The 25618-nt window shown below is 63.8% G+C and carries 28 protein-coding genes and 1 pseudogene; 10 read left to right on the plus strand and 19 right to left on the minus strand.

The window, feature by feature from the left end:
- Position 1: 1 nt before the first annotated feature.
- Positions 2–991 (minus strand): tonB-system energizer ExbB, encoded by a 990-nt coding sequence (gene exbB / locus ACZ9C1_RS19195; protein ID WP_476254283.1) that lies wholly within the window; start codon positions 989–991, stop codon positions 2–4.
- Between the two features lie 191 nt (positions 992–1182).
- Here exbB and ACZ9C1_RS19200 point away from each other — a divergent pair, with 191 nt between their 5' ends.
- The gene (locus ACZ9C1_RS19200) at positions 1183–2040 is read left to right on the plus strand and encodes an SDR family oxidoreductase (protein WP_476254284.1); all 858 of its coding nucleotides are present in this window, start codon (positions 1183–1185) and stop codon (positions 2038–2040) included.
- Positions 2041–2086: 46 nt separating this feature from the next.
- Here the strand turns inward: ACZ9C1_RS19200 and ACZ9C1_RS19205 are convergent, their stop codons facing one another.
- From ACZ9C1_RS19205 to ACZ9C1_RS19225, 5 genes are all read right to left on the minus strand, one after another.
- Positions 2087–2812: a hypothetical protein gene (locus tag ACZ9C1_RS19205; RefSeq protein ID WP_476254285.1), complete on the minus strand. Its 726-nt coding sequence runs from the start codon at positions 2810–2812 to the stop codon at positions 2087–2089.
- A gap of 54 nt (positions 2813–2866) precedes the next feature.
- Positions 2867–3247 (minus strand): RidA family protein, encoded by a 381-nt coding sequence (locus ACZ9C1_RS19210; protein WP_028689951.1) that lies wholly within the window; start codon positions 3245–3247, stop codon positions 2867–2869.
- A 23-nt stretch (positions 3248–3270) separates the two neighbouring features.
- A complete protein-coding gene (gene spoT / locus ACZ9C1_RS19215) occupies positions 3271–5379 on the minus strand; it encodes a bifunctional GTP diphosphokinase/guanosine-3',5'-bis pyrophosphate 3'-pyrophosphohydrolase (RefSeq protein ID WP_102684583.1) in 2109 nt (702 codons plus the stop codon).
- Positions 5380–5438: 59 nt separating this feature from the next.
- Positions 5439–5702, minus strand: a complete 264-nt coding sequence (gene rpoZ / locus ACZ9C1_RS19220) for a DNA-directed RNA polymerase subunit omega (protein ID WP_008091595.1) — start codon at positions 5700–5702, stop codon at positions 5439–5441.
- A gap of 235 nt (positions 5703–5937) precedes the next feature.
- Positions 5938–6813, minus strand: a complete 876-nt coding sequence (locus ACZ9C1_RS19225) for a LysR family transcriptional regulator (RefSeq protein ID WP_102684582.1) — start codon at positions 6811–6813, stop codon at positions 5938–5940.
- Positions 6814–7020: 207 nt separating this feature from the next.
- Here ACZ9C1_RS19225 and ACZ9C1_RS19230 point away from each other — a divergent pair, with 207 nt between their 5' ends.
- The 3 genes from ACZ9C1_RS19230 to ACZ9C1_RS19240 all read left to right on the plus strand — a co-directional run bounded on the left by ACZ9C1_RS19230 (position 7021) and on the right by ACZ9C1_RS19240 (position 10835).
- Positions 7021–8403 carry a glutamine synthetase family protein gene (locus ACZ9C1_RS19230; RefSeq protein WP_102684581.1) on the plus strand — a complete coding sequence of 461 codons (1383 nt, stop codon included), beginning with the start codon at positions 7021–7023 and terminating at the stop codon, positions 8401–8403.
- A 4-nt stretch (positions 8404–8407) separates the two neighbouring features.
- On the plus strand, positions 8408–9181 hold the full coding sequence (locus tag ACZ9C1_RS19235; RefSeq protein ID WP_102684580.1) for a gamma-glutamyl-gamma-aminobutyrate hydrolase family protein: 774 nt from the start codon (positions 8408–8410) through the stop codon (positions 9179–9181).
- A gap of 112 nt (positions 9182–9293) precedes the next feature.
- Positions 9294–10835, plus strand: a complete 1542-nt coding sequence (locus tag ACZ9C1_RS19240) for an APC family permease (RefSeq protein ID WP_023631275.1) — start codon at positions 9294–9296, stop codon at positions 10833–10835.
- Between the two features lie 131 nt (positions 10836–10966).
- Here ACZ9C1_RS19240 and gmk read toward each other — a convergent pair whose 3' ends face one another.
- Positions 10967–11623, minus strand: coding sequence for a guanylate kinase (gene gmk, locus ACZ9C1_RS19245; protein WP_139674862.1), 657 nt, complete (start codon positions 11621–11623; stop codon positions 10967–10969).
- Between the two features lie 13 nt (positions 11624–11636).
- Positions 11637–12500 (minus strand): YicC/YloC family endoribonuclease, encoded by an 864-nt coding sequence (locus tag ACZ9C1_RS19250; RefSeq protein ID WP_102684577.1) that lies wholly within the window; start codon positions 12498–12500, stop codon positions 11637–11639.
- 225 nt (positions 12501–12725) lie between these two features.
- On the opposite strand from ACZ9C1_RS19250, the gene rph reads away from it, so the two are divergent.
- Positions 12726–13448, plus strand: a complete 723-nt coding sequence (gene rph / locus ACZ9C1_RS19255) for a ribonuclease PH (protein ID WP_046857587.1) — start codon at positions 12726–12728, stop codon at positions 13446–13448.
- A 24-nt stretch (positions 13449–13472) separates the two neighbouring features.
- The gene (locus tag ACZ9C1_RS19260) at positions 13473–13841 is read left to right on the plus strand and encodes a DUF4870 domain-containing protein (protein ID WP_139674867.1); all 369 of its coding nucleotides are present in this window, start codon (positions 13473–13475) and stop codon (positions 13839–13841) included.
- Between the two features lie 47 nt (positions 13842–13888).
- On the opposite strand, the gene ACZ9C1_RS19265 is transcribed toward ACZ9C1_RS19260, so the two are convergent.
- Positions 13889–14668 carry an exodeoxyribonuclease III gene (locus ACZ9C1_RS19265; RefSeq protein ID WP_023629898.1) on the minus strand — a complete coding sequence of 260 codons (780 nt, stop codon included), beginning with the start codon at positions 14666–14668 and terminating at the stop codon, positions 13889–13891.
- An 80-nt stretch (positions 14669–14748) separates the two neighbouring features.
- Between ACZ9C1_RS19265 and pyrE the strand changes: the two genes are divergently transcribed.
- Entirely contained in the window at positions 14749–15390 is a 642-nt protein-coding gene (gene pyrE / locus ACZ9C1_RS19270; RefSeq protein ID WP_476254286.1) for an orotate phosphoribosyltransferase, read from the plus strand.
- A 56-nt stretch (positions 15391–15446) separates the two neighbouring features.
- On the opposite strand, the gene ACZ9C1_RS19275 is transcribed toward pyrE, so the two are convergent.
- The 8 genes and pseudogenes from ACZ9C1_RS19275 to coaBC all read right to left on the minus strand — a co-directional run bounded on the left by ACZ9C1_RS19275 (position 15447) and on the right by coaBC (position 21850).
- Positions 15447–15653 (minus strand): hypothetical protein, encoded by a 207-nt coding sequence (locus ACZ9C1_RS19275; protein WP_110696773.1) that lies wholly within the window; start codon positions 15651–15653, stop codon positions 15447–15449.
- Positions 15654–15790: 137 nt separating this feature from the next.
- Positions 15791–16450, minus strand: coding sequence for a DUF799 domain-containing protein (locus ACZ9C1_RS19280; protein ID WP_028689941.1), 660 nt, complete (start codon positions 16448–16450; stop codon positions 15791–15793).
- Positions 16447–16815, minus strand: coding sequence for a DUF4810 domain-containing protein (locus tag ACZ9C1_RS19285; protein ID WP_102684805.1), 369 nt, complete (start codon positions 16813–16815; stop codon positions 16447–16449). Before ACZ9C1_RS19285 ends, ACZ9C1_RS19280 begins: the two co-directional genes overlap by 4 nt.
- A 30-nt stretch (positions 16816–16845) precedes the next feature.
- Positions 16846–17526, minus strand: coding sequence for a CsgG/HfaB family protein (locus ACZ9C1_RS19290; RefSeq protein WP_476254287.1), 681 nt, complete (start codon positions 17524–17526; stop codon positions 16846–16848).
- Positions 17527–17732: 206 nt separating this feature from the next.
- Positions 17733–18638 carry an acetylglutamate kinase gene (gene argB, locus ACZ9C1_RS19295; protein WP_023629901.1) on the minus strand — a complete coding sequence of 302 codons (906 nt, stop codon included), beginning with the start codon at positions 18636–18638 and terminating at the stop codon, positions 17733–17735.
- 30 nt (positions 18639–18668) lie between these two features.
- A pseudogene (locus ACZ9C1_RS19300) lies at positions 18669–20042 on the minus strand (phosphomannomutase/phosphoglucomutase); the annotation flags it as partial.
- A 135-nt stretch (positions 20043–20177) separates the two neighbouring features.
- A complete protein-coding gene (gene dut, locus ACZ9C1_RS19305) occupies positions 20178–20633 on the minus strand; it encodes a dUTP diphosphatase (protein ID WP_102684802.1) in 456 nt (151 codons plus the stop codon).
- Positions 20634–20638: 5 nt separating this feature from the next.
- Positions 20639–21850 carry a bifunctional phosphopantothenoylcysteine decarboxylase/phosphopantothenate--cysteine ligase CoaBC gene (gene coaBC, locus ACZ9C1_RS19310; RefSeq protein ID WP_102684801.1) on the minus strand — a complete coding sequence of 404 codons (1212 nt, stop codon included), beginning with the start codon at positions 21848–21850 and terminating at the stop codon, positions 20639–20641.
- A gap of 127 nt (positions 21851–21977) precedes the next feature.
- Between coaBC and radC the strand changes: the two genes are divergently transcribed.
- Positions 21978–22658, plus strand: coding sequence for a RadC family protein (radC, locus tag ACZ9C1_RS19315; RefSeq protein ID WP_102684800.1), 681 nt, complete (start codon positions 21978–21980; stop codon positions 22656–22658).
- Positions 22659–22715: 57 nt separating this feature from the next.
- Here the strand turns inward: radC and ACZ9C1_RS19320 are convergent, their stop codons facing one another.
- Positions 22716–24305, minus strand: a complete 1590-nt coding sequence (locus ACZ9C1_RS19320) for an ABC transporter substrate-binding protein (RefSeq protein WP_277502435.1) — start codon at positions 24303–24305, stop codon at positions 22716–22718.
- Between the two features lie 372 nt (positions 24306–24677).
- Here ACZ9C1_RS19320 and rpmB point away from each other — a divergent pair, with 372 nt between their 5' ends.
- Both rpmB and rpmG read left to right on the plus strand, forming a co-directional pair.
- Positions 24678–24914, plus strand: a complete 237-nt coding sequence (rpmB, locus tag ACZ9C1_RS19325) for a 50S ribosomal protein L28 (RefSeq protein WP_023629974.1) — start codon at positions 24678–24680, stop codon at positions 24912–24914.
- An 11-nt stretch (positions 24915–24925) separates the two neighbouring features.
- Positions 24926–25081 (plus strand): 50S ribosomal protein L33, encoded by a 156-nt coding sequence (rpmG, locus tag ACZ9C1_RS19330; protein WP_003253507.1) that lies wholly within the window; start codon positions 24926–24928, stop codon positions 25079–25081.
- Positions 25082–25186: 105 nt separating this feature from the next.
- On the opposite strand, the gene ACZ9C1_RS19335 is transcribed toward rpmG, so the two are convergent.
- The gene (locus ACZ9C1_RS19335; protein ID WP_046857580.1) at positions 25187–25546 is read right to left on the minus strand and encodes a cupin domain-containing protein; all 360 of its coding nucleotides are present in this window, start codon (positions 25544–25546) and stop codon (positions 25187–25189) included.
- Positions 25547–25618: the final 72 nt, after the last annotated feature.

A 25618-nucleotide genomic window follows, 5' to 3' on the forward strand; every position in this document is an offset into this window, starting at 1 on the left:
TTTACCCCACTTTCACCATGTGCGGGGCGGCGCGTTCGCCACCCTGGTGGTCCAGATCACGGCTGACCAGCAGCAGGACCTGGGCGGAGGCGTCGGACACCTGTGCCTTGTAGCCGGCGATGGAGCGGGCGAAGACGTTGTAGATGACCACGGCCGGGATCGCGGCAACCAGGCCCAGGGCGGTGGCCAGCAGGGCTTCGGCGATGCCTGGGGCGACCACGGCGAGGTTGGTGGTCTGGGTCTTGGCGATGCCGATGAAGCTGTTCATGATGCCCCACACGGTACCGAACAGACCGACGAACGGGGCAGTGGAGCCGATGGTGGCCAGCACGCCGGTACCGCTGCTCATGGTGCGACCGCTGGCGGCCACCAGACGCTCGAGGCGGAAGCTGACGCGCTCCTTGATGCCTTCTTTCTCGCGAGCGTTGGCCGACAGGCGCATCTCTTCGAGGGCGTCATGCACCAGGGTGTGGGCCAGGGTGCCTTCCTTGTTCGACACCTCGCTGGCCTCTTTCAGGCTCACCGAGCGTTTCAGGGCGGCGATCTCGCCACGCAGGCGGCGCTTGGCGCCCATCAGCTCGAAGCCTTTGGCGATCCAGATGGTCCAGGTGATGATCGAGGCGATGGCCAGGCCGATCATCACGGCCTTCACCACCACGTCGGCGTTCTTGTACATGCCCCAAGGGGACAGGTCGTGGGCCATGCCCAGCGAGGTGTCTTCGACCATCGCCTGCACGTTCTCGTCGGCCGGTGCCTGGCCATCCACTGGGGCGTTGGCGTCGGCAGGCGCGTCGGTTGGTGCGGCTACCGGTGCCTGGCCTTCGGCGGCAGGCGCGGCCGGGGCGCTGGCGGCTGCCGGTGCGGCGGCGGTGGCGGCGGTGGGCTCATCGGCCATGGCCACAGGGGCCAGTACCAGGCTGAACATCAGCGCGGCAATGGCGCGCCAGGCGCGCGACGGGGTTGGCGAAGCGGAAGGTTGAGTACGTGTCATGCTGGCCGGACCTGATGAAGAGAAATGGGTTGAGTTCTTCAAGGCCTCGAAGCAGGCCGAGAACAGACAGGGCCGCCATTATTGCAAGTAATTCTTGTTAACAAAAGAATGGAGAGCGCTTTTTTTAACCTTTGTCTAGCCGCTGATCGCTAAATCCGGTTAGCGTGAACCTTTGGATTTGGAGTTTCATGATGTCGGACCTGAGTGCGTTGATCGTCGGCTGCGGCGATGTGGGAGGCCGTCTGGCCCGCCAGTTGCTCGCCCATGGGTGGCAGGTCGATGGCCTGCGCCGGTCGGTGCGGGACCTGCCCGAAGGGGTGCGGCCCGTTGCCGCCGATCTGGCGAACCCGCGCCTGCCAGAAGCGTGGCCCGCGCGCGCGCCGGACTACCTGGTGTACTGCGTGGCGGCCAGCCAGCATGACGAGGCGGGCTACCAGGCCGCCTATGTCGACGGTTTGCGCCATGTGCTTGGCTGGCTTGAGAGCAAGGGTCAGCGGCCGCGTCGCCTGCTGTTCGTTTCCAGCAGCAGTGTCTATGCACAACAGGATGGCGAATGGATCGACGAAACCGCAGCCACCGCGCCCGAGGGGTATTCGGGCAAGGTGATGCTCGCGGCGGAGCGCCTGGCGCTGGGCAGTGGCATCCCCGCCAGCATCGTGCGCCTGACCGGCATCTATGGGCCGGGACGTGAGTGGTTGCTGAGTCAGGTACGCCAAGGCTACCGAGTGGCCGAGGAGCCGCCATTGTACGGCAACCGGATTCACGCCGAGGATGCCGCTGGTTTGCTGGCGCACCTGCTGCAGGCCGATGCCCGGGGCGTGGTGCTGGACGACTGCTATATCGGTGTCGATGACGACCCGGCAGCGCTGGCTGACGTGGTGGGCTGGCTGCGCGAGTACCTGGGGGTCACCGAGTGGTCGGACCAGCAGCGGGTGCGGCGTACCGGCAGCAAGCGTTGCAGCAATGCGCGGGTGCGGGCGCTAGGATGGGTGCCGCAGTATCCGAGCTATAAAGAAGGCTATGCGGCCATTCTCCAAGGGCGTGGTTGAGAGAGCCGGCCCCATCGCGGGGCCAGTCGGGTCGCCGCGCTGATGGCTAATCCTTTTCCAGCACCCACTGCCGGGCGCCGGCAGTCAGTTGCGGCATCTCATCCGGCTGGGCGCGGTTGACTGCCTGGAAGATCTCCAGGGTGTCGCCATCGCGCTTGAAGATCCACGGGGCGCCACGCTGGTTGCGCTCCAGCCACAGGCTGTCGTTGCCATCGCCCATGGTCGCGCAGTCACCCGCCAGGCACAGGGCAAAGCGGTCCGGGCCGGGCAGGCCGGTGACGTTGCCGGTATCGCTGAAGCGCACCACCGCGCCCTTGCCCTGGCCCTCGACGATCTTCCAGTCGCCGCCCAGGTATTGCTGGTACAGCGCCTTCTCGAAGCTGCCGCCCAGTGCAGCGCCTTCTGGCGCCTTGCTGCGCACGAAGGTCTGCTCATGGCCGGAGGGGTCGATAGTCACCAGTTCGTCGCCATCGAGCTTGAGCTGTTCGGTCAGGTCGCCTTCGAAGGTGACCTGCCAGTCCTTCTCGTTGGCGCTCAGGCGCCCGTCGGCGGCCTCGAATCCATTGCTGAAGCTGGCCTGCTGGTTCTTGACGTCGATCTTCCACTCGAACACCGGGCCCTTGGCATCCAGGGCCTGGCGCAGGCTGGTGCCTTTGCTGGCGGCATCGATGGCGGCCTGGTTGATCCAGGTGCCGTTGAAATCTTCAGGCTTGTGGCTGGCGCAGCCGCCCAGGAGCAGGGCTGCCAGCGTGAGAGGCAATGCGTGGCGCATGGTGAAAACCTTGAGGCAGGAGGGGGTGACGGGCCTCGGCCCGTCACCGGGGTATTACTCGAGGACCAGGATGGCGTCCATCTCGACCTGGGCACCCTTCGGCAGCGCGGCCACGCCGATGGCGGCGCGGGCCGGGTAAGGCTGTTCGAAGTAACGGCCCATGATCTCGTTGACCTTGGCGAAGTGGCTCAGGTCGGTGAGGAAGATGTTCAGCTTGACGATGTCCTTGAACGAACCGCCAGCAGCTTCAGCCACCGACTTCAGGTTCTCGAACACCTGGACGGTCTGGGCTTCGAAGCCTTCGACCAGCTCCATGGTCTTCGGGTCGAGCGGGATCTGACCCGACATGTACACGGTGTTGCCAGCCTTGATCGCTTGCGAGTAGGTGCCGATGGCGGCAGGGGCTTTATCGCTGGTGATGACGGTCTTGCTCATGATGACTCCTTGCGGTTGGCGGACTACGCACGCATCCGGGTGATGCGGACCACGCCGGTCAAGGTGCGCAGCTTCTTGATCACACGGGCCAGGTGCACGCGGTCGTGCACGCTGACCACCAGTTGGACCACGCTGATACGGCCGTCGCGTTCGTCCATGCTGATTTTCTCGATGTTGCCGTCGGCGGCATTGACGCTGCTGGCCAGCAGGGCGATCAGGCCGCGCTGGTGTTCCAGCTCGACGCGCAGCTCGACGTTGAACTCGCCGGTGATGTCCTTGGCCCAGGAGAGCTGCAGGCACTTCTCCGGGTTATGGCGGACTTCACTGATGTTACGGCAGTCTTCCAGGTGCACGACCATGCCTTTGCCCGCCGACAGGTGGCCGACGATCGGGTCGCCCGGGATCGGCGTGCAGCATTTGGCGTAGCTGAGCACCAGGCCCTCGGTACCGCGGATCGCCAGCGGGCCTTCCGGGGCCGGAAGCTGCTCGCCTTCGGCGGACAACAGGCGTCGGGCGACCACGTAGGCCATGCGGTTGCCCAGGCCGATGTCTTCGAGCAGGTCCTCGACCAGCTCCAGGCGATACTCGGTGAGGATCGACTGGATACGCTCCTGGGGAATCTTTTCCAGGCTGCTGTCGAAGCCGGTCAGTACCTTGTTCAGCAGGCGTTCGCCAAGGCTGATGGACTCGGAGCGGCGCTGCTGTTTGAGAGCGTGGCGGATGTGCGTGCGCGCCTTGCCGGTGACCACGAAGTTGAGCCAGGCCGGATTCGGCCGGGCGCCCGGTGCGCTGACGATCTCGACGGTGGAGCCGCTCTGCAGCGGCTCGGACAGCGGCGCCAGGCGGCGATTGATGCGGCAGGCGATGCAGCTGTTGCCGACGTCGGTGTGCACCGCGTAGGCGAAGTCGACCGCGGTGGAGCCTTTGGGCAGCTCCATGATCCGGCCTTTGGGGGTGAAGACGTAGACCTCGTCCGGGAACAGGTCGATCTTCACGCTCTCGATGAATTCCAGCGAGTTGCCGGCGCGCTGCTGCAGCTCGAGGATGCCTTTGACCCATTGGCGGGCGCGGGCATGGCTGCCTTTTGGCTGCTCTTCCTCGTTGGACTTGTACAGCCAATGCGCGGCGATGCCATTGTTGGCCATCTCTTCCATTTCGCGGGTGCGGATCTGGATTTCGATGGGCACGCCGTGCATGCCGAACAGCGTGGTGTGCAACGACTGGTAGCCGTTGGCCTTGGGGATCGCGATGTAGTCCTTGAAGCGACCCGGCAGTGGCTTGTACAGGTTGTGCACGGCGCCGAGCACGCGGTAGCAGGTGTCGACCTTGTCGACGATGATGCGGAAGGCGTACACGTCCATGATCTCGGTGAAGGCGCGGCGCTTGCCGCGCATCTTCTTGTAGATGCCATAGAGGTGTTTCTGCCGGCCACTGACCTCGCCTTCGATACCGTCGGCGGCCAGGCAGTTGGCCAGCGAGGTCTCGATCTTGGCGACGATTTCCTTGCGGTTGCCGCGCGCGGCCTTCACCGCCCGGTGGATCAGCGACGAGCGCATCGGGTGCATGGCCTTGAAGCCGAGGTCCTCGAATTCCACGCGCACGGTGTGCATCCCCAGCCGGTTGGCGATGGGGGCGTAGATTTCGAGGGTTTCCTTGGCGATGCGCCGGCGTTTCTCGCCGGAGAGCACTTCCAGGGTGCGCATGTTGTGCAGGCGGTCGGCCAGCTTGACCAGGATCACGCGGATATCGCGGGCCATGGCCATGGCCATCTTCTGGAAGTTCTCGGCCTGCGCCTCGGCCTTGGTCTCGAAGTTCATCTGGGTCAGCTTGCTGACCCCGTCGACCAGTTCGGCGACGGTCTCGCCGAATTGCTGGCTCAAGGCTTCCTTGGCGATGCCGGTGTCTTCGATCACGTCGTGCAGCATGGCCGCCATCAGGCTCTGATGGTCCATGTGCATGTCGGCGAGGATGCTGGCGACCGCCAGCGGATGGGTCACGTAGGGCTCGCCGCTGCGGCGGCGCTGGCCATCGTGGGCCTGTTCGGCGTAGAAGTAGGCCCGACGAACCAGGTTGACCTGTTCGGGGCCCAGATAGGTCGACAGCCGTTCGGCGAGGGCTTCTATACCCGGCATGGTTTCACCTCTTGCAGTAGAAGAGGGCCTTGCGCCGCACGGTGTCGACTGGGCATCAATCAGACGGCCTCGTTGTTCTCGTCCTCGAACGCGGCGAATACCGGATCCTCGGTGACGATCTCTTCGGCGGCGATGAACTCTGGCGTGACAATGCCTTCGGCGATTTCACGCAGGGCGACGACGGTAGGCTTGTCGTTTTCCCACGCAACGCGTGGCTCTTTGCCGCCGGTAGCCAGCTGGCGGGCGCGCTTGGTCGAGAGCATGACCAGCTCAAAGCGGTTATCCACGTGTTCCAGGCAGTCTTCAACAGTTACGCGGGCCATGGTCTTCCTCAGTAGCAAATGCGGTTAGGCGTGCAGCCCAGAATGGGCAGGCGGACTCGATAGTTTAAAAAATCACCAGCCAATAGGGAAGGACTGTTTTATCGGGTGGCCTTCCTCCGATGCTGTTGGAATCGCTTTGCGGGCCCTGTGGAAGCGGACTTGCCCGCGAAGCAGCCCGTGTCCTGATTCGGACGATAACGGTTCTTGTTGCCCGAAAACAACCGTCCTTGGCGCGTTAACGCAACATTGCGTCGCGCAGGCGCGGGGTCAGCTCCTCGAACAGCGTCTGCACCGAACGCAGGGCACGGCAATCGGGCCGCGTCAGCAGCCACAACTGGGTGTCGCAGCCGGGCAGCGGGCCGCTCAGCGCCTCGACGCCGGGCAGGTCGTGGACCATGTAGTCGGGCAGCGCCGCCACGCCCAGGCCGGTGGTCACCAGTTGGGCGATGGTCGACATGCCGCTGCACTGGTAGCGCGGGATCAGGCCGGGATGCTGCTGGTTGCGCCAGACCACGGTGGCGTGGTCCTGCATGGAATCGTCGGGGGCGATCCAGGGCACACTCAGGGGCGCCTCCTGCAGCCGCTCGCGCAGCGCCGGCTGGCCGCAGACCACGTAGGAGGTCGAGCCCAGGCAGCGCCCGACAAGATGCTCCGGCGGCGTGTTGGTCAGGCGCAGGGCGATGTCGGCATCGCGACGGCTGAGGTTGGCGAAGGTGTTGGAGGTGCCCATCTCCAGCGACAACGCCGGATAGTTGGGCATGAACTCGGCCAGCGCCGGCAGCAGCAGGCTGTGCAGCACGGCCTCGGTGCAGGTCAGGCGCACGGTGCCGCTGACCACCTGTTCGCCGCTGGTCAGGGCGATGCGCGCCGCATCCAGTGCCTGTTCGGCGCGCTCGGCCTGCTCGGCCAGGGCCTGGGCGGTGTCGGTGGGCAGGTAGCCTTTACGGCTCTTGACGAACAAGGCGGTGCCCAGCGCCGACTCCAGCCGGCGGATCGAGCGGAACACCGTCGAAACGTCGACCTTGAGCAGTTCGGCTGCCTTGGCCAGCGAGCGGCCGCGCTCCAGTGCCAGGACCAGGGAAAGGTCCGCATGGTTGATCTGATATTGCATCGGTGCACGCTCTGCTTGCCTAAATGCCAATGTCTGTTGCGTTTTGGCCATTTTATAGTGGAACGGCCCCCGGGAATCAATGCAGCCGGTCGGCAACCAGCCCCCAACGATGGGCCAGTGAAAAGAACAACAGCAGCACCATCGTCGCCCTACAAGGCGTCATCCGCAGTTCCCACATCGCCGCTCCGAATCAAAGGATGTACAGCCATGACGTCGGTCTCCCCGTGCGCCAGTTCTTCCCGCGAGATGAATGAATTCCTGGATGCCCATCCGGATACCCAGTACGTCGACCTGCTGATCTCCGACATGAACGGCGTGGTGCGCGGGAAGCGCATCGAGCGCGCCAGCCTGCACAAGGTGTACGAGAAGGGCATCAACCTGCCGGCGTCGCTGTTTGCCCTGGATATCAACGGCTCGACCGTCGAAAGCACCGGGCTGGGCCTGGACATCGGTGACGCCGACCGCATCTGTTTCCCGATTGCCGGCACGCTGTGCGACGAACCCTGGCAGAAACGCCCGACCGCCCAGTTGCTGATGACCATGCATGAGTTGGACGGCGCGCCGTTTTTCGCCGACCCGCGGGAAGTGCTGCGCCAGGTGGTGAGCAAGTTCGACGACCTGGGCCTGGATATCTGCGCCGCGTTCGAGCTGGAGTTCTACCTGATCGACCAGGACAACCTCAACGGTCGCCCGCAGCCGCCGCGCTCGCCGATTTCAGGCAAGCGCCCGCAGTCGACCCAGGTGTACCTGATCGACGATCTCGACGAATACGCCGACTGCCTGCAGGACATGCTCGAAGCTGCCAAGGAGCAGGGCTTGCCGGCTGACGCCATCGTCAAGGAAAGCGCCCCGGCGCAGTTCGAGGTGAACCTGCACCACGTCGCCGACCCGCTGAAGGCCTGTGACTACGCGATCCTGCTCAAGCGCCTGATCAAGAACGTCGCCTACGACCATGAGATGGACTCCACCTTCATGGCCAAGCCCTATCCGGGCCAGGCGGGCAATGGCCTGCACGTACACATTTCGTTGCTGGACAAGAAAACCGGCAAGAACATCTTCGCCAATGCCGACCCGCTGCAAAGCGACGCCCTGCGCCACGCCATTGGTGGCGTGCTGGAAACCATGCCGGCATCGATGGCATTCCTCTGCCCGAACATCAACTCGTACCGTCGCTTCGGTGCACAGTTCTATGTGCCCAACGCGCCGAGCTGGGGCCTGGACAACCGCACGGTGGCTGTCCGCGTGCCGACCGACAGCAGCGAGAACGTGCGCATCGAGCACCGCGTGGCCGGCGCCGATGCCAACCCGTACCTGATGCTTGCGGCGATCCTCGCCGGCATCCACCACGGCCTGACCAACAAGGTCGAGCCGGACGCGCCGATCGAGGGCAACTCGTACGAGCAGCTGGAGCAGAGCCTGCCGAACAACCTGCGTGATGCCCTGCGCGCGCTGGATGACAGCGAAGTCCTCAACCAATACATCAGCCCGGACTACATCGACATCTTCGTGGCCTGCAAGGAAAGCGAGCTGGCCGAGTTCGAAGTGTCGATCTCCGACCTCGAGTACAACTGGTACCTGCACACGGTGTAAGCCCATGAGCGCAATTGCGGTCCCCTTGATCGGTGTCAGCGCCTGCCGCCAGCAGGTGGGGAAGAACTCGTCGCACACGGTGGGCGACAAGTATGTCGAGGCCGCGGGCTTTGCCGGGCTGCCGCTGATCCTGCCGGCCCGTGACGGCGGCAGCGACACGCAGACGCTGCTGGCCAGGCTCGATGGCATTCTTTTTACCGGTTCGCCTTCAAATGTCGAGCCGCATCATTACAATGGCGCGCCCAGCGCGGAAGGCACCCGGCACGATCTTGCACGTGACCGCCTGACCTTGCCGCTGCTGCAGGCGGCCATTGCCGCGGGTGTGCCGGTGTTCTGCATCTGCCGTGGCTTCCAGGAACTGAACGTGGCCCTCGGTGGCAGCCTGCACCAACGGGTGCAGGAATTGCCCGGCTACCTGGACCACCGCGAACCTGAGGACGCACCCCTGGAGGTGCAATACGGCCCTCGTCACCCCGTCGGCATACAGCCGGGTGGGGTGCTCGAGCGCCTGGGCCTGGCTGCGCGGTTCGAGGTCAACTCGCTGCACAGCCAGGGCATCGACCGCCTGGCCCCGGGCCTGCGCGTCGAGGCACGGGCCCCGGATGGCCTGATCGAAGCGGTGTCGATGCCTGATGCGCCGGGCTTTGTACTCGGCGTGCAGTGGCACCCTGAATGGCGTTTCGCCGAAAACCCGGTTTCGCTGCGCCTGTTCGAGGCGTTCCGCGAGGCCTGCATTGCCCATGCTGCACGGGAGGGTGTGCGCCAGAAGATCCTCTGACGTCACCCGGTAGTCTCGGATGACCCACCCCGGCAGTGAGCTTTCAATGAGTGGAAGCGGGCCCGCTACGGCGGGCCTGTGAAAACAATTCCAATAGTTACGGCAAATACTCATGAGCGATTACACAGAAGCCGGCCGCCCCCCCGACGTGGCGGCCGACTCGGGCAACACCCAGCGCAGCAAGGGCCTGGCCAAGGGCCGCCTCGGTCTGCTGGCCAGCGTCGTGCTGGGCATTTCCACCATTGCGCCGGTCTACACCCTGACTGGCGCGCTCGGCCCGACCGTGCGTGAAGTCGGCGCCCACCTGCCGGCGGTGTTCATCGTCGGCTTCCTGCCGATGCTGCTGGTCGCCCTGGGCTACCGCGAGCTGAACTCGGCGGAGCCCGACAGCGGCACGTCCTTCACCTGGTCGGCCCGGGCCTTCGGCCCGATGATCGGCTGGATCGGCGGCTGGGGGCTGGTGGTCGCCACCACCATCGTGCTGTCCAATCTGGCAGGCGTGGCGGTGGACTTCTTCTACCTGTTCCTGGCCCAGATCACCGGCAACCAGGAGCTGGCCGCGTTGGCGGACAACCTGTTGATCAACGTCACCACCTGTTGCGTGTTCATCGCCCTGGCGGTGTGGATCTGCTGTCGCGGCATGGCCACCACCATGACGGTGCAGTACGGCTTGGTGGCCTTGCAGTTGCTGGTGCTGATCGGCTTCGCCTTCGCAGCGTTCGGCGAGACCACTGCGCCGCCGCCGCTGGCGTTCGACCTGGCCTGGTTCAACCCGTTCGGTGTCGAGTCGTTCTCGGCCTTTGCCGCCGGCCTGTCGTTGTCGATTTTCATTTTCTGGGGCTGGGACGTGTGCCTGACCGTCAGCGAAGAGTCGATCGGCAGCGATGAAGTACCGGGCAAGGCGGCAACCTGGACCGTGCTGCTGATTCTCGGCCTGTACCTGCTCACCGCCATCGCCACCCTGCAGTTTGCCGGGATCAGTGAGCACGGCCTGGGCCTGAACAATCCGCGCATCCAGGAGAACGTGTTCGCCCACCTGGCCGGGCCGGTGATGGGACCGCTGGCGATCCTGATGTCGATCGCGGTGCTGGCCAGCACCGCCGCCTCGCTGCAATCGACTTTCGTCTCGCCGGCGCGCACCCTGCTTGCCATGGGTTACTACGGCGCGGTGCCGCAACGCTTCGCCACTGTTTGCCCGCGTTCGCAGACGCCGCGCTACGCGACCATCTGTGCCGGTATTGCCGCAGGTCTGTTCTACGTGACCATGCGTACCCTCAGCGAGAACGTGCTGGCCGACACCATCACCGCCCTGGGCATGATGATCTGCTTCTACTATTCGCTGACCGCCTTCGCCTGCGTGTGGTACTTCCGCCGCAGCCTGTTCGACAGCGTGCGCCACTTCTTCATGCGCGGCGTGTGCCCGCTGGTGGGTGGCCTGATCCTGTCGGTGATCTTCCTGCGCACGGCGATCGACAGCGCCTCGCCGGACTTCGGCAGTGGCTCGCATGTTGGGGGGCTGGGGCTGGTATTCGTGATCGCGGCGATCATCTCGGCGCTGGGCATCGTGCTGATGCTGCTGTCGCGGCTGCGTGCGCCGGCATACTTCCTGGGGGCTACCCTGCGTCAGCAGGCGACGTTGCAGCTGCAGGAGTAAGGAAAAAGGGGCTGCTTTGCAGCCCATCGCCGGCAAGCCGGCTCCCACAGGAGATTGCATACCCTTGTGGGAGCCGGCTTGTCGTGGCGACGAACCGCGGCGAATGGGCCTCATAGAGACCCAGGCTATCTTCAGCCGATCAGCTCTTTGAGTAGTGCTCGGTGTACTCGCTGCTGGTTATCCAGCTTCAGCTTTTCGGCATGCTGCACGGCATCCGCACCATCTTCGCGGTTCGAGCGGAACACCGCCTTGAGGTCTTCGAGTGCATCATCAAACTTGTCGTTGATGATGACGTACTCGTACTCGTTGTAATGCTCCATCTCGCTGACCGCTTCCTTCATGCGTCCGGCGATGATTTCTTCGCTGTCCTGGCCGCGACCGTCCAAGCGTTGGCGCAGGGCCTGCTGGCTCGGTGGCAGGATGAAGATCGAGCGCGCTTTTGGCATTAGCTTGCGTACCTGACGGGCTCCTTGCCAGTCGATTTCCAGTATCAGGTCTTTTCCCTTGTTCAGCGTCTGCTGCATCGCGCTGCGGGAAGTACCGTAGAAATTGCCGAACACCTCGGCATGCTCAAGGAAGTCATTCTTGGCGATGAGTGTCTTGAACTCGTCATGGCTGACGAAGTGATAGTTCGTTCCATGCTTTTCGCCTGGGCGCATCTTGCGCGTGGTATGCGATACCGAGACGCTCACACGCGGGTCTTGCCTGATCAGCTCAGTGACCAGGCTGGTCTTGCCGGCGCCGGACGGGGCCGAGACGATGTAGAGGGTGCCGCTGCTGTGGTTCATGGTAGGGGTGGCCTTACTCGATGTTCTGTACTTGTTCACGCATCTGTTCGATCAGCACCTTCAGGTTGACTGCCGCCTGCGTGCTGCGTGGGTCGAATGCCTTGGAGCCAAGGGTGTTGGCTTCGCGGTTGAGCTCCTGCATCAGGAAGTCCAGGCGCCGGCCGGCGGCGCCGCCCGACTTGAGTACCCGGCGTACTTCGGTGACGTGAGTGCTGAGGCGGTCCAGCTCTTCGGCGACGTCGCTTTTCTGCGCCAGCAGGACCATCTCCTGTTCCAGGCGTTGTGGGTCGAGCTCGGCCTGCATGTCGCTGAAGCGGTCGAGGACCTTCTGCCGCTGTGCGGCGAGCATCTGCGGCACCAGGGCGCGCAGGGTGGCGACTTCTCCGGCCATGCTGTCCAGGCGCTCGTTGATCAGCCGGGCCAGTTCGGCGCCTTCGCGTTGGCGGCCGGCCTTGAGTTCGGTCAGGGCTTCGTCGAACAGTGCGATGGCTTCGGCATTGAGCGCTTGCGGGTCGGTGGCGTCGGCCACCAGCACGCCCGGCCAGGCCAGTACTTCCAGCGGGTTGAGCGGTGCCGGTTGCTTGATCAGGCTGGCGACGGTTTCGGCGGCGGCGACCAGTTGCGCGGCACGTTCGCGATCGACCTGCAGTGGCTTGCCGGTGCTGTCCTCGCTCAGACGCAGGGTGCACTCGACCTTGCCGCGCGAGAGGCCTTGGCGCAGGCCTTCGCGTACGGCGCCTTCGAGGTCGCGCAGGGCCTCGGGCAGGCGCAGGTGGGGTTCGAGATAGCGGTGGTTGACCGAGCGCAGCTCCCAGACCAGGGTGCCTTGGCTGCCAGCGCGCTCGACACGAGCAAAAGCGGTCATGCTATGCACCATGGGGAGTACCTCGCGTATTCAGGTGGACGGAGAGCCTGTCGGCTGCAAGGCGCAGGATTGTAGCGCAGTGCGGCGTGGGCGCCCAATCCAGCCATGCTAACGGTCGCCCCGAAACCTGTCGGAAAACACGACAGGCTGCGCAAGCGCGACGACAGGCGTGCCTTCGCCGGGCGTCGGGCTCTATAATGCTCGGCAGATTCAAATGTCCCCGTACAGGTATTCCAGATGAAACGTCCAAGTGGTCGCGCCGCCGATCAGCTCCGCTCGATCCGCATTACCCGCAACTACACCAAGCACGCCGAAGGATCGGTTCTGGTCGAGTTCGGTGACACCAAGGTCATCTGCACGGTCAGCGTCGAGAACGGTGTTCCCCGCTTCCTCAAAGGCCAGGGCCAAGGTTGGCTGACCGCCGAGTACGGCATGCTGCCGCGCTCCACCGGCGAGCGTAACCAGCGCGAGGCCAGCCGTGGCAAGCAAGGCGGCCGCACCCTAGAGATCCAGCGCCTTATCGGCCGCTCCCTGCGCGCTGCGCTGGACATGAGCAAGCTCGGCGACATCACCCTGTACGTCGACTGCGACGTGATCCAGGCCGACGGCGGCACCCGCACTGCCTCGATCACCGGCGCCATGGTTGCCCTGTGCGACGCCCTGGCGGTGATCAAGAAACGTGGCGGCCTCAAGGGTGGCAACCCGCTCAAGCACATGATTGCCGCGGTATCGGTGGGCATGTACCAGGGCGAGGCCGTGCTCGACCTCGACTACCTCGAGGACTCTGCCGCCGAGACCGACCTGAACGTGGTCATGACCAGCGCCGGTGGTTTCATCGAGGTGCAGGGCACCGCCGAGGGCGCGCCGTTCCAGCCTGCCGACTTCAACGCCATGCTGGCGCTGGCGCAGAAGGGCATGGACGAGATCTTCGAACTGCAGAAAGCGGCGCTGGCCGACTGAGCAGACGCCAGGGAGGTGCGGGACATGAACGATTCGGATCTACCGATCACCCCGCCCAGCGCCGATATCAGGCAATGGGCAATGTTCTGCCACCTCTCGGCATTGTTGGGGCTGGTGCTGCCTCTGGGGCATTTGCTGGGCCCGCTGGTGCTGTGGCACCTCAAGCGCGAGCAGGATCCTTTTATTGATGCCCAGGGCAAGGAGGCGCTGAACTTCCAGATCAGCGTGACCATCGCCGGCTTCGTCTGCTTCCTGCTGATGTTCGTGTTCATCGGCATCCTGCTGTTCGCCGTGCTGATGGTGACGGTGCTGATCCTGATCATCCTGGCAGCGGTCAAGGCCAATGAAGGGCAGCCGTATCGCTATCCCTTCATCTGGCGGCCGATCAGATAGACACAAAAAAGCCGACCTGATGGTCGGCTTTTTTGTGCGTGCCATTCTCAGATGGTCAGCGTCCAGTCGTAGTCCACGATCAGCGGCGCGTGCTGGGAGAAGCGCGGCTGGCGCGGCAGGCGGGCGTTGCGCACGAAACGGCGCAGGCCTGGGGTGAGGATCTGGTAGTCGAACCGGTAACCCAGGTTGAGCATCTCGGCCTGCTCGTTGTCCGGCCACCAGCTGTACTGGTCGCCTTCACGGCTGACTTCGCGCAGGGCATCGACATAACCCATGTCGCCGACGATGGCGTCCATCCAGGCGCGTTCGGGTGGCAGGAAGCCCGGCGACTGTTGGCTGTCACGCCAGTTCTTGATGTCGAGCTTCTGCTGCGCCACGTAGAACGAGCCGCAGTAGATGTACTCGCGACGCTTGCGGCGTTGCTTGTCCAGGTACTTGGCGAAGTCGTCCATCAACTTGAACTTCTGGTTCAAGTCTTCGTCCCCGTTCATGCCCGAAGGCAGCAACAGGCTGGCAATACTGACTTTGTCGAAATCTGCTTGCAGATAACGCCCGTAGCGGTCGGCTGTCTCGAAGCCCAGGCCGGTGATGACTGCCTTGGGCTGCATGCGCGAGTAAAGTGCCACGCCACCTTGGGTGGGCACCTCCGCGTCGCAGGCGTAAAGGAAATAGCCATCGAGCTGGAAAGCTGGGTCGTCGAGTTCAAAGGCCGAGGCGCGGGTATCCTGAAGGCAGATGACGTCGGCATTCTGGGCTTGCAACCAGCTGAGCAATCCACGCTCGGCCGCAGCCTGAATGCCATTTACGTTCACACTGATGATCCGCATAAATGGCCCCAAAAATCTCGTGCGTGTATGATACCCGAGCTCAACACATTTAGCTAAATCCGTGGTGTCCGGGACCTTTCATGCAGCCGTATCAGCGCGACTTCATCCGTTTTGCCATCGATCGCGGCGTTCTGCGCTTCGGTGAGTTCACCCTGAAATCGGGGCGTACCAGCCCGTACTTCTTCAATGCCGGCCTGTTCAATACCGGGTCCGCCCTGGCGCAGCTGGGGCGTTGCTACGCGGCGGCCATCGTCGACAGCAAGATCCCCTTCGACGTGCTGTTCGGCCCGGCCTACAAGGGCATTCCCCTGGCGGCGACCACTGCCGTGGCCCTGGCCGAGCAGCACCAGCTCGACGTGCCGTGGTGCTTCAACCGCAAAGAGGCCAAGGACCACGGCGAGGGCGGCAGCCTGGTCGGTGCCCCGCTGGCCGGTGACGTGCTGATCATCGACGACGTTATCACTGCCGGCACCGCGATCCGCGAGGTCATGCAGATCATCAACGCCCAGCAGGCCAAGGCCGCCGGTGTGCTGATCGCACTGAACCGCGAAGAGCGGGGCAATGGCGCGCTGTCGGCGATCCAGGAAGTCGAACGCGACTTCGGTATCCCGGTGGTCAGCATCGTCTCGCTGACCCAGGTGCTGGAGTTCCTGGCCGACGATCCGCAGCTCAAGCAGCACCTGCCGGCGGTCGAGGCCTACCGCGCGCAGTACGGTATCTGACCGGCCCGCAGGCACGAAAAAGGCGACCTTCGGGTCGCCTTTTTCGTGCCTGCGGTTCAGCGGCGATTCGGGTAAGGGTCCTGCACGGCGTCACCGACGCCCGTGAGGATCTTCCAGCCACGCTTGGGGTGGGTGCCGGGGGTGAAGTCAGGGCAGGGAGGCATCGAGGTCTTGCCCTGGTTGGAGTACTTGCGTCCGCAGTCGGCGCATTCGTAGCTGCCTGCGGAAACATCGCTGCCATATTTGACCAGTTCTTTCTGCATCGCTGTATCTCCGATGGGATGGAGTTGGAATGCTAGTTGGCTGGCAGAGATGCGTGTTGTAGTGCCTGTCCGTGCTGGCGGTAGGATTTTTCCGAACTGGAAAAGAAAGGCGGCCCTTGGGCCGCCCGCGCGTCGTGTCAGTCTGTGCCGTACTTCGGCGAACGTGGCCCGTAGAGGATCCCGCCATTCGGGTAGGGCGTCAGCAGGCGTGCGCTGGTCATCCCGGCGATCGGGTAGCCGGCATCATCCTGCACGCTGCTGATGATCTGGTTGATGGCCGCCGCCACCAGCATGCCGATCAGGCCACCCTGGTTCTGCTTGCCTTCCTCGCTGGAGGCCGTGGCACTGCCGGTCCACAAGGTGGCACCGGTCTTCAGGTCGACCAGTTTGGCGCTGGCGGTGACGATGGTCGCGCTGCTCAGCACCATGTAGCGGGTGCCGTAGTCGCTGACGGTCACGTACAGGCCGGCGTCGGCGCCGAAGATCTCGTTCAGCTTGGCGGTGGGCAACTGGTGGATATCGGCCGGCGTGGTCAGGCCGTTCTGGCGGAACGTCTCGTCCACCAGCGCCACCGGCATCACGTAGTAGCCGGCCTCGGCCAGCGGATAGGTGACCTGGGACAGCATGCTGTAGGTGGCCTTGACGTCGGGCGACTCGTTCAGCGGCGGCAGGATCAGGATCGACTTCGGTCGGCTCTGCTTGTAGGCCGAATAGTCGATGCTCTTGCGCTCGGCGCAGCCGGCGAACAGGGCCAGCACGCAGGCGCCGACGATCAGTTGGGTCAGGCGCTTGATCATTGCTGGGCTCCCTTGCTGGCGTTGCTCATCAGGAAGTCCATGTAGGCCGCCGACTCAGGGAACAGCGCTTTTTCGGTACGGAACTGCTGGATCATCTGGTCATCCTTGCCCAGGCTGGAGTACAGCAGGCCCAGCTGCGCGTGGTAGCCCGGTGGCACTGCGCCGTTCTTGGCCTTGATCTTCTCCAGGTCGCGCTCCAGGGCGGTGACCTGTTCTTCCTTGGCGTCACCTTTGAGGTAGCCGTATACCTGGGGCTGGTAGCTTTCCCACTGGTACAGGGTCTTGGGCGAATTGCAGCCGGCCAGCAGGACGCTGCCCAGCAGCAGCCCGGCGACAGTGCGCCAGGCCGGGTAGGTGATGCTCATCGAACGGTCTTCCTTGTCGTGTTGTGCTTGTTATTGCGCCTGTGGTTTCCACTGGCCGCTTTCGACTGCGCCCACCAGCTTGTTGACAGCTTCGCGCATGGCCAGGTCGAGCACTTTGCCGTTGAGGGTCGAGTCGTAGCTGGCGGTGCCGCCGAAGCCGATGACTTCACGGTTGGACAGGGCGTATTCACCGGCGCCCTGGCTCGAATAGACCACTTCGGATGTGCTGATGTTGACGATGTTCAGGGCGACCTTGGCGTAGGCGATCTGGGTCTTGCCGCGGCCGAGGATGCCGAACAGCTGGTGATCGCCGACTTCCTTGCGGCCGAACTCGGTGACGTCGCCGGTCACCACGAAGTCGGCGCCCTTCAGGCGCTGGGCCTGGCCCTTGATGGCCGCTTCCTGCTGGATCTCGCCCATGTTGTCGCGGTCCAGCACGTTGAAACGGTTGGTCTGCTGCAGGTGGGTGATCAGGATGGTCTTGGCCTGGCCGCCGAGGCGGTCGACGCCGTCGGAGAAGATGCCGCGCATGTAGCTGGAGCGGTTGTCGAACTTGCCCACGGCGATCGGCGTGCGCACGCCGCTGTAGGGACGACTGACGCTTTCGACCTGTTGCACGGCAACAGCGGTGGAGGTTTCGGTGGCACAGCCGGTGATGGACCCGACAGCCAGGGCGGCTGCCAGCACGAGTCCTTGTGATGCGTATTTCACGCGTGTTCTCCAGGTAAATAGAAACTATTCGTAACGAGCAAGCATGCTGTCACGTTGTTTCGGCAGTCTACCGGGATTCTTGATAGTCAAACATCAAGGGTAATGGCTATAAGCCATCTTTTTGAGTGGGCGGGGATGGATGCATCGCGGGGCAGGCCTGCTCCCAGCCGGGAGCGGGCCTGCCCCGCGATAGGATTACAGCTGGATCAGCGTGGTTTGCGGTTGCTGATCAGCGTGCCCACGCCGCTGTCGGTGAAGATCTCCAGCAGCACGGCATTCGGCACGCGACCGTCGATGATGTGCGAGCTGTTCACGCCACCCTGGACGGCATCCAATGCGCACTTGATCTTCGGCAGCATGCCGCCGTAGATGGTGCCATCGGCGATCAGTTCGTTGACCTGCTCGGTGCTCAGCCCCGTGAGGACCTCGCCCTGCTTGTCCATCAGGCCGGCGATGTTGGTCAGCAGCATCAGCTTCTCGGCCTTCAGCGCCTCGGCCACCTTGCCGGCCACGAGGTCGGCATTGATGTTGTACGACTCGCCGTTGGCGCCCACGCCGATCGGCGCGATCACCGGGATGAAGTCACCCTTGACCAGCATGTTCAGCAAGTCGGTGTTGACGCTGACGACCTCGCCGACATGGCCGATGTCGATGATTTCCGGGGTGGTCATCTCCGGCGTCTGGCGGGTGACGGTGAGCTTCTTGGCGCGGATCAGCTCAGCATCCTTGCCGGTCAGGCCGATGGCGCTGCCGCCGTGGCGGTTGATCAGGTTGACGATGTCCTTGTTCACCTGGCCGCCCAGGACCATCTCCACCACGTCCATGGTCGCCGCGTCGGTCACGCGCATGCCATCGATGAAGTGGCTGTCTATCGACAGGCGCTTGAGCAGGTCGCCGATCTGCGGGCCACCACCGTGCACCACCACCGGGTTGATGCCCACGGCCTTCATCAGCACGATGTCACGGGCGAAGCCGGTCTTGAGCTCCTCGCTCTCCATCGCGTTGCCGCCGTACTTGATCACCAGGGTCTTGCCGACGAAGCGGCGGATGTAAGGCAGTGCTTCGGACAAAACCTCGGCTACATGGGAAGCGGCATCGCGATCGAGGGTCATGCAGGGCTCCAGGTAAGGAACGGATAGTCGTCAGAACGGCAGTTGCAGGCCTGGTTGGACCCGCAGCAGCTGCGTGCGGAATACAGCCTTGATTCGGTCGAGTTCTGCGGCGCTGTCGGCCTCGAAGCGCAGCACCAGCACCGGTGTGGTGTTGGAGGCGCGAACCAGGCCCCAGCCGTTGGGGTAGTCGACCCGCACACCGTCGATGGTGGTCAGGCTGGCTTCGCCCCAATCGGCGTCGCGTTGCAGTGCATCAATGATGCTGAATTTACCCTCGTCGGTCACATCAATGTTGATTTCCGGCGTGGAAATATCATTGGGGAACGCGGCGAACAGGCTTTCGGCGTCCTGCCCGGCCTTGCTGAGGATCTCCAGCAGGCGCGCGGCGCTGTAGATGCCGTCGTCGAAACCGTACCAGCGCTCCTTGATGAAGATGTGCCCGCTCATCTCGCCGGCCAGCAGCGAGCCGGTCTGTTTCATCTTCTTCTTGATCAGCGAGTGGCCGGTCTTCCACATCAGCGCGCGGCCACCGTGCTGTTCGATCAGCGGGGTCAGGCGGCGCGTGCATTTGACGTCGAAGATGATCTCGGCGCCCGGGTTGCGCGACAGCACGTCCTGGGCGAACAGCATCAGCAGGCGGTCGGGGTAGACGATGCTGCCGGTGTTGGTCACCACACCCACGCGGTCACCGTCGCCATCGAAGGCCAGGCCGATATCGGCGCCGGTCTCTTTCACCTTGGCGATCAGGTCCTCCAGGTTCTCGGGCTTGCCCGGATCCGGGTGGTGGTTGGGAAAGTTGCCGTCGACTTCGCAGAACAGTGGGATCACCTCACAGTTCAACGCTTCGATCAGTTGCGGAGCGACCACGCCGGCCGCGCCGTTGCCGCAGTCGACAACCACCTTCAGGCGCTTGGCCAGTTTCACATCGGCGACGATCTGCTGGAAGTAGCGCTCAAGGATCTCGACCTTTTCCACGCGGCCATCGCCACGGGTCAGGTCATTGGTCTTCAGGCGGGTCAGCAGGGCCTGGATCTGTTCATTGGCCAGGGTGTCGCCGGCGATGACGATCTTGAAACCGTTGTAGTCCGACGGGTTGTGGCTGCCGGTGAGCATCACGCCCGACTTGCCGGCCAGCACATTGGCGGCGTAGTACAGCGCCGGGGTCGGCACCAGGCCGACGTCGCTGACCTGGCAACCGGCCTCGACCAGGCCCTTGATCAGTTGCTCGACCAGCATCGGGCCGGACAGGCGACCGTCGCGGCCGACCGAGATCTGCGGTTCGCCCTGGGCGAGGGTCTGGGCGCCAATGGCGCGGCCGATCCAGTAAGCGGTCTCGGCATGCAGGGTCTTGCCGACCACGCCACGGATGTCATAGGCGCGGAAGATACTGTCGGGCAGTGCGGGGACCAGCTGGGCCATGTCGTTCATCTCTGGGGACTCCAAGTATTCAAAGGCTTCTGGGCAGGCACAAACTGAACGCTTGGACGGTGGTTTCGCCGCAGAGTTCGCCATCCATGGCCCGAACGGTCTGTCGTCGGCTCAGCGGGTGCCCGAATGGCCGAAGCCGCCGGCGCCACGCTGGGTTTCGTCGAACTGCTCGACGATATCGAAGTGCGCCTGCACCACCGGCACCAGGATCAGCTGCGCGATGCGCTCGCCGACGGTGATGGTGAACGGCGTGCTGCCGCGGTTCCAGCAGGACACCATCAGCTCGCCCTGGTAGTCGGAGTCGATCAGGCCGACCAGGTTGCCCAGTACGATGCCGTGCTTATGGCCCAGGCCTGAGCGCGGCAGGATCATGGCCGCCAGGCCCGGGTCGCCGATGTACACCGACAGGCCGGTGGGGATCAGCAGGGTCTGGCCTGGCTCGAGGACGGTGTCTTCTTTGAGCAGGGCGCGCAGGTCGAGGCCTGCCGAGCCTGGAGTGGCGTACTGCGGCAGGGGGAATTCGGTGCCCAGGCGAGGGTCGAGGATCTTGGCTTGAAGAGCGTGCATGTAACTTATTGAACCTGGTTGAGCCGTTCGGCGATGAAGGCGACCAGCTGACGGGCAATCTTGCCTTTGCTGGTCTGCGCGAAGAGGGTTTGATGCTGCTGCCGGTCTATCACGGTCAGGGCGTTTTCCTCGCTGTTGAAGCCGATGCTGGGGTTGGCCACATCATTGGCGACGATCAGGTCGAGGTTCTTGTCCTTGAGCTTGCGCGTGGCGTAGTCGAGCAGGTGCTCGGTCTCGGCGGCGAAACCGACGCTGAACGGGCGATCGGCGCGGCCGGCAATGGTCGCAAGGATATCGGGATTGCGCACCATCTGCAGCAGCATGCCGTCGCCGGTAGTGGGATCTTTCTTAAGCTTCTGTGAGGCGACGACCTCAGGGCGGTAGTCCGCGACCGCAGCCGAGGCGATGAACAGGTCGCAAGGCATGGCAGCTTCGCAGGCCGCGAGCATGTCCCGCGCGCTCACCACGTCGATACGGCTGACCCGGTCGGGGGTCTGCAGGTGCACAGGTCCGGTGACGAGGGTCACCCGGGCCCCGGCTTCGGCAGCAGCCTCGGCCAGGGCGAAGCCCATCTTCCCTGAACTATGGTTGGTGATGTAACGCACCGGGTCGATGTTCTCTTGCGTAGGGCCGGCGGTGATCAGCACGTGCTTGCCGGTCAGGGCCTGACGCTTGAAGCTTTCGGCGGCGCACCAGGCCAGGTCGGTGGCTTCGAGCATGCGGCCCAGGCCCACGTCGCCACAGGCCTGGCTGCCGGAGGCCGGGCCGAATACCTGGATGCCGCGGCTTTTCAGCAGCTCGAGGTTGGCCTGGGTCGCCGGGTCGCGCCACATGGCCTGGTTCATCGCCGGGGCGACGGCGACGGTGGCGTCGGTAGCCAGTACCAGGGTGGTCAGCAGGTCGTCGGCCATGCCCTGGGCCATGCGTGCCATCAGGTCGGCGGTGGCCGGGGCGATCAGCACCAGGTCGGCCCATTTGGCCAGCTCGATATGGCCCATGGCCGCTTCGGCCGCAGGGTCGAGCAGGTCCAGATGGACCGGGTGGCCGGACAGCGCCTGCAGCGTGAGCGGGGTGATGAACTCGGCGCCACCACGGGTCATGACCACGCGCACCTGCGCGCCGTGTTCCAAGAGTCGGCGAATCAGCTCGGCGCTCTTGTAGGCGGCGATGCCGCCACCCACGCCGAGAACGATGCGCTTGCGATACAACCGCTGCATAGGCCTTGCCTTATTCCAGTGAAAGCGGGTGGCGACGACGGCTGCCTGCGGCAGATCGTCGCATTTTCGAAGCGAACTAGATTAACACAGCGTCCAAAGGGGCCGTAGTGGCAGGCGAGGAGGGGAAATGAACATCAGGGAGTGGCCGGCTGAAGAACGGCCGAGGGAGAAGTTGTTGCAGCGCGGGTCTGGCAGCCTTTCCGATGCAGAACTGCTGGCAGTATTTCTCGGCTCCGGCGTGAAAGGGCGCAACGTGCTGGAGCTGGCGCGCGGGCTCTTGCTGAAATTCGGCGGCTTGCGTCAGGTGCTCGAGGCTGATCGACAGGCGTTTCTTGGCGAACTGGGGCTGGGGCCAGTGAGGTACAGCCAGTTGCAGGCCTTGCTTGAAATCGGGCGCAGGAACCTGGCGACGTCCATCGAGCGCGAGTCGGTCATGGACAGCCCGCTGGCTGTGCGGCGTTACCTGAAGGCGATGCTGCGGCATGAGGCCAGCGAGGTGTTCGGTTGTCTGTTCCTGGACACCAAGCACAGGCCGCTGGCGTTCGAGATCCTGTTCCGCGGCACGATCGACCGGGCGAGCATCTATCCGCGCGAAGTGGTGCGACGGGCTTTGCTGCACAACGCTGCGGCCTTGATCCTCTGTCACAACCATCCGTCGGGCAATTGCGAGCCAAGTCAGGATGATGTGCACCTGACGCTTGTTTTGAAACGATCGCTGGCATTGATCGATGTGAGGGTGCTGGACCACGTCATCGTGGGTGATGGCGAGCCGTTGTCGATGGTCGAGCATGGATGGCTGGCCGGTTAGGCAGCGCGGGGCAAGCTCGCGTTCACAATGACTGTGGGCTTGCCTCGCGATTGGGCGTCAGCGGTTGACTGAGACCTTGCTGAAATCCTGCCGCCCGAACGGGCTCACCTGGTAACCCTGTACGTCCTGGCGCAGCAGCGCGGCCGCAGTCGGATGCGCCAGCGGCAGCCACAGCGCCTGCTGCTGAATCAGCGTCTGAGCCTGCTGGTACAGGCGGCTGCGCACGCTCTGGTCGTTGGTGGTGCGTCCGGCGTTGATCAGCTGGTCCAGGCGGTTGTCGCAGAACCGGGCGAAGTTGGTCCCGGACTTGACCGCGGCGCAGGCAAACTGCGGGCTGAGGAAGTTGTCCGGATCGCCGTTGTCACCCGCCCAGCCCATGAACAGCAGGTCGTGCTCGCCGGCCTTGGCGCGGCGGATCAGCTCGCCCCACTCGATGGTGCGGATCTCGGCCTTGATGCCGATTTTCGCAAGGTCGGCCTGCAGCATCTGTGCGCCCAGGCTGGGGTTGGGGTTGAGCAGACTGCCCGACGGGCGGGTCCAGATAGTGGTCTCGAAACCCTTGGCCAGGCCGGCCTTGGCCAGCAGTGCCTTGGCTTTCTTGTGATCGAGCGTGTAGCCGGACAAGTCCTTGGCATAGCTCCAGGTATTCGGCGGATAGGGACCGTTGGCGGCAGTGGCGGTATCTTCGAACACGGCCTTGAGGTAGGCCGTCTTGTCGAAGGCCAGGTTGATGGCCTGGCGCACTTCAGGCTTGTCCAGTGGCGGGTGCTGGCTGTTGATGGCGACGAAGGCGGTCATGAATGCCGGGGTGGTGGCGACCTTGAGGTTGCCGTCCTTGCCGGCCTCGGCGATGTCCAGCGGCTTGGGCGACAGGGCCACCTGGCATTCGCCGCGCCTGATCTTTTGCAGGCGGACGTTGGCGTCCGGGGTGATGGCGTAGATCAGCGGGTCGATCGACGGCTTGCCGGCGAAATAGTCAGGGTTGGCGCGGTAGCGCACCACGGCGTCTTTCTGGAAACGCTGGAAGACGAACGGGCCGGTGCCCACTGGCTGGTTGTTGAGTTTCTCGGGGGTGCCGGCCTTGAGCAGCTTGTCGGCATATTCGGCGGAGTAGATCGAGGCAAAGCCCATGCTCAGGGTGGCCAGGAAAGTGGCGTCGGCGTGGGTCAGGGTGAAGCGCACGGTGTGCGGCTCGGGTGCGTCGATGGCCTTGATCAGGCTGCCCAGTTGCAGAGATTGGGCATGCGGGTAGCCGCCCGGGGCGGTCTTGTGCCAGGCGTGGGCCGGGTAGAGCATGCGTTGGAAGCTGAACAGCACGTCGTCGGCGTCCAGTTCGCGGGTCGGCTTGAAGTAAGCGGTGGTGTGAAACTTCACGTCCGGGCGCAGCTTGAAGTCGTAGACCAGGCCGTCAGGCGACACCGTCCAGCTTTGCGCCAGGCTCGGCACCACCTTGCCCTCGGCGGCGTCGAACTCGACCAGGCGGTTCATCAGCACGTCGGCCGAGGCGTTGGTGGTGGTCAGCGAGTTGTACTGCACCACGTCGAAGCCTTCGGGGCTGGCTTCGGTGCACACCGACAGCGCTGCGGCCTGGGCAAAGCCCGCGGCGCACAGGGTGGTGAACAGGAGGGAAAGGGCGGCGGCACGCATGGTGACTCCTTGGCTGGTCGGTGGCCCATCTGCCGGTGCAGTCTGGAAAATTGAGGAAATGTCCTACCCTAGTGCGGGCATGGGCAAATGACCACACCCTTTCGCATTAATTCGGCGACGGGCGGTCGACAGCTTGCCGCCCCAGTCGTTATGCTGCCCAGGCGCGCTCGGCCCGACCGGAACTCTCATATTCTGTTGTTGTGGCGGAGTCTTTCTGGTATAAAGCAGCGCTCTTTTCTAGGGGCTCGGTCTGTCGCGTAAGCGCACCCGGCCGATAAGACCCCCGGGAACACGGCGCCTTGGCGCCATTGACTGAGAGATTAAGCGGCCAACCCATGCCGGGTTGGGCATGTGGTTTTAGAGGGCTGAGGCATGTCGAGAGTCTGTCAAGTTACCGGTAAGGGTCCGGTAACTGGGAACAATATTTCCCACGCAAACAACAAAACCCGTCGTCGTTTCCTGCCGAACCTGCAGCACCACCGTTTCTGGGTTGAATCCGAGAAGCGCTTCGTGCGTCTGCGCGTTTCCGCCAAAGGCATGCGTATCATCGACAAGCGCGGCATCGATGCCGTTCTGGTCGACATCCGTCGCGCTGGCGCCAAGGTTTAAAGGAGAACATCATGCGTGAATTGATCCGTCTGGTTTCGAGTGCCGGTACCGGCCACTTCTACACCACCGACAAGAACAAGCGCACCACTCCGGACAAGATCGAGATCAAGAAGTACGATCCGGTCGTCCGCAAGCACGTGGTGTACAAGGAAGCCAAGATCAAGTAATTGATCGGCAACCTGAAAAAACCCGCAACCGCAAGGTGGCGGGTTTTTTTATGTCTCCAGCAAAGTCATCGCGGGGCCTGCACAAAGCCGGGTCCCGCGATCGGTTCATTTCTGCTCGAACATCACATAGATCTTGCGGCACGGCTCCAGCACTTCCCAGGTGCCCTTGAAGCCTGCGGGGATCACAAAGCGATCGCCGGCACGCAAGGTCTTGGCGCCACCGTCCTGGTCGCGCAGCACCGACACACCCTGGACGATCTCGCAGTACTCGTGCTCGGTGTAGTTCACCGTCCACTGGCCCACCTCGCCCTCCCAGACGCCCGCGGCGAATTGCCCGCACGGGCTGGCGTAGTGGTTGTAGACAGCCTGGTCAGGCTCGCCCTTGAGGATTTTCTCCGCCGCCGGGCGGTAGCGTTCGGCTTCGGTCAGAACCTGGGCAAAGTCGACGATGCTGGTGATACTCATGTTGGTTACCCTGTTGTTGTTTAATAAAATGAACATCAGTAGGCATTTGAGCCGTTGGTGTCAAATATATTG

Source organism: Pseudomonas sp. TE21435 (genome assembly GCF_056279265.1).

What these genes read in the sequence shown, in the direction of transcription:
- ACZ9C1_RS19265 (WP_023629898.1), bottom strand. Translation starts at nt 14,668, where the DNA reads ATGCGGATCATCAGTGTGAACGTAAATGGCATTCAGGCTGCGGCCGAG.
- gmk (WP_139674862.1), bottom strand. Translation starts at nt 11,623, where the DNA reads ATGAACCACAGCAGCGGCACCCTCTACATCGTCTCGGCCCCGTCCGGC.
- ACZ9C1_RS19275 (WP_110696773.1), bottom strand. Translation starts at nt 15,653, where the DNA reads ATGCAGAAAGAACTGGTCAAATATGGCAGCGATGTTTCCGCAGGCAGC.
- ACZ9C1_RS19205 (WP_476254285.1), bottom strand. Translation starts at nt 2,812, where the DNA reads ATGCGCCACGCATTGCCTCTCACGCTGGCAGCCCTGCTCCTGGGCGGC.
- radC (WP_102684800.1), top strand. Translation starts at nt 21,978, where the DNA reads ATGAACATCAGGGAGTGGCCGGCTGAAGAACGGCCGAGGGAGAAGTTG.
- ACZ9C1_RS19230 (WP_102684581.1), top strand. Translation starts at nt 7,021, where the DNA reads ATGACGTCGGTCTCCCCGTGCGCCAGTTCTTCCCGCGAGATGAATGAA.
- ACZ9C1_RS19200 (WP_476254284.1), top strand. Translation starts at nt 1,183, where the DNA reads ATGTCGGACCTGAGTGCGTTGATCGTCGGCTGCGGCGATGTGGGAGGC.
- ACZ9C1_RS19240 (WP_023631275.1), top strand. Translation starts at nt 9,294, where the DNA reads ATGAGCGATTACACAGAAGCCGGCCGCCCCCCCGACGTGGCGGCCGAC.
- ACZ9C1_RS19235 (WP_102684580.1), top strand. Translation starts at nt 8,408, where the DNA reads ATGAGCGCAATTGCGGTCCCCTTGATCGGTGTCAGCGCCTGCCGCCAG.
- argB (WP_023629901.1), bottom strand. Translation starts at nt 18,638, where the DNA reads ATGACCCTCGATCGCGATGCCGCTTCCCATGTAGCCGAGGTTTTGTCC.
- ACZ9C1_RS19320 (WP_277502435.1), bottom strand. Translation starts at nt 24,305, where the DNA reads ATGCGTGCCGCCGCCCTTTCCCTCCTGTTCACCACCCTGTGCGCCGCG.
- ACZ9C1_RS19250 (WP_102684577.1), bottom strand. Translation starts at nt 12,500, where the DNA reads ATGGTGCATAGCATGACCGCTTTTGCTCGTGTCGAGCGCGCTGGCAGC.
- ACZ9C1_RS19210 (WP_028689951.1), bottom strand. Translation starts at nt 3,247, where the DNA reads ATGAGCAAGACCGTCATCACCAGCGATAAAGCCCCTGCCGCCATCGGC.
- exbB (WP_476254283.1), bottom strand. Translation starts at nt 991, where the DNA reads ATGACACGTACTCAACCTTCCGCTTCGCCAACCCCGTCGCGCGCCTGG.
- ACZ9C1_RS19285 (WP_102684805.1), bottom strand. Translation starts at nt 16,815, where the DNA reads ATGAGCATCACCTACCCGGCCTGGCGCACTGTCGCCGGGCTGCTGCTG.
- spoT (WP_102684583.1), bottom strand. Translation starts at nt 5,379, where the DNA reads ATGCCGGGTATAGAAGCCCTCGCCGAACGGCTGTCGACCTATCTGGGC.
- pyrE (WP_476254286.1), top strand. Translation starts at nt 14,749, where the DNA reads ATGCAGCCGTATCAGCGCGACTTCATCCGTTTTGCCATCGATCGCGGC.
- dut (WP_102684802.1), bottom strand. Translation starts at nt 20,633, where the DNA reads ATGCACGCTCTTCAAGCCAAGATCCTCGACCCTCGCCTGGGCACCGAA.
- rph (WP_046857587.1), top strand. Translation starts at nt 12,726, where the DNA reads ATGAAACGTCCAAGTGGTCGCGCCGCCGATCAGCTCCGCTCGATCCGC.
- coaBC (WP_102684801.1), bottom strand. Translation starts at nt 21,850, where the DNA reads ATGCAGCGGTTGTATCGCAAGCGCATCGTTCTCGGCGTGGGTGGCGGC.
- rpmG (WP_003253507.1), top strand. Translation starts at nt 24,926, where the DNA reads ATGCGTGAATTGATCCGTCTGGTTTCGAGTGCCGGTACCGGCCACTTC.
- ACZ9C1_RS19225 (WP_102684582.1), bottom strand. Translation starts at nt 6,813, where the DNA reads ATGCAATATCAGATCAACCATGCGGACCTTTCCCTGGTCCTGGCACTG.
- ACZ9C1_RS19260 (WP_139674867.1), top strand. Translation starts at nt 13,473, where the DNA reads ATGAACGATTCGGATCTACCGATCACCCCGCCCAGCGCCGATATCAGG.
- ACZ9C1_RS19280 (WP_028689941.1), bottom strand. Translation starts at nt 16,450, where the DNA reads ATGATCAAGCGCCTGACCCAACTGATCGTCGGCGCCTGCGTGCTGGCC.
- rpmB (WP_023629974.1), top strand. Translation starts at nt 24,678, where the DNA reads ATGTCGAGAGTCTGTCAAGTTACCGGTAAGGGTCCGGTAACTGGGAAC.
- rpoZ (WP_008091595.1), bottom strand. Translation starts at nt 5,702, where the DNA reads ATGGCCCGCGTAACTGTTGAAGACTGCCTGGAACACGTGGATAACCGC.
- ACZ9C1_RS19335 (WP_046857580.1), bottom strand. Translation starts at nt 25,546, where the DNA reads ATGAGTATCACCAGCATCGTCGACTTTGCCCAGGTTCTGACCGAAGCC.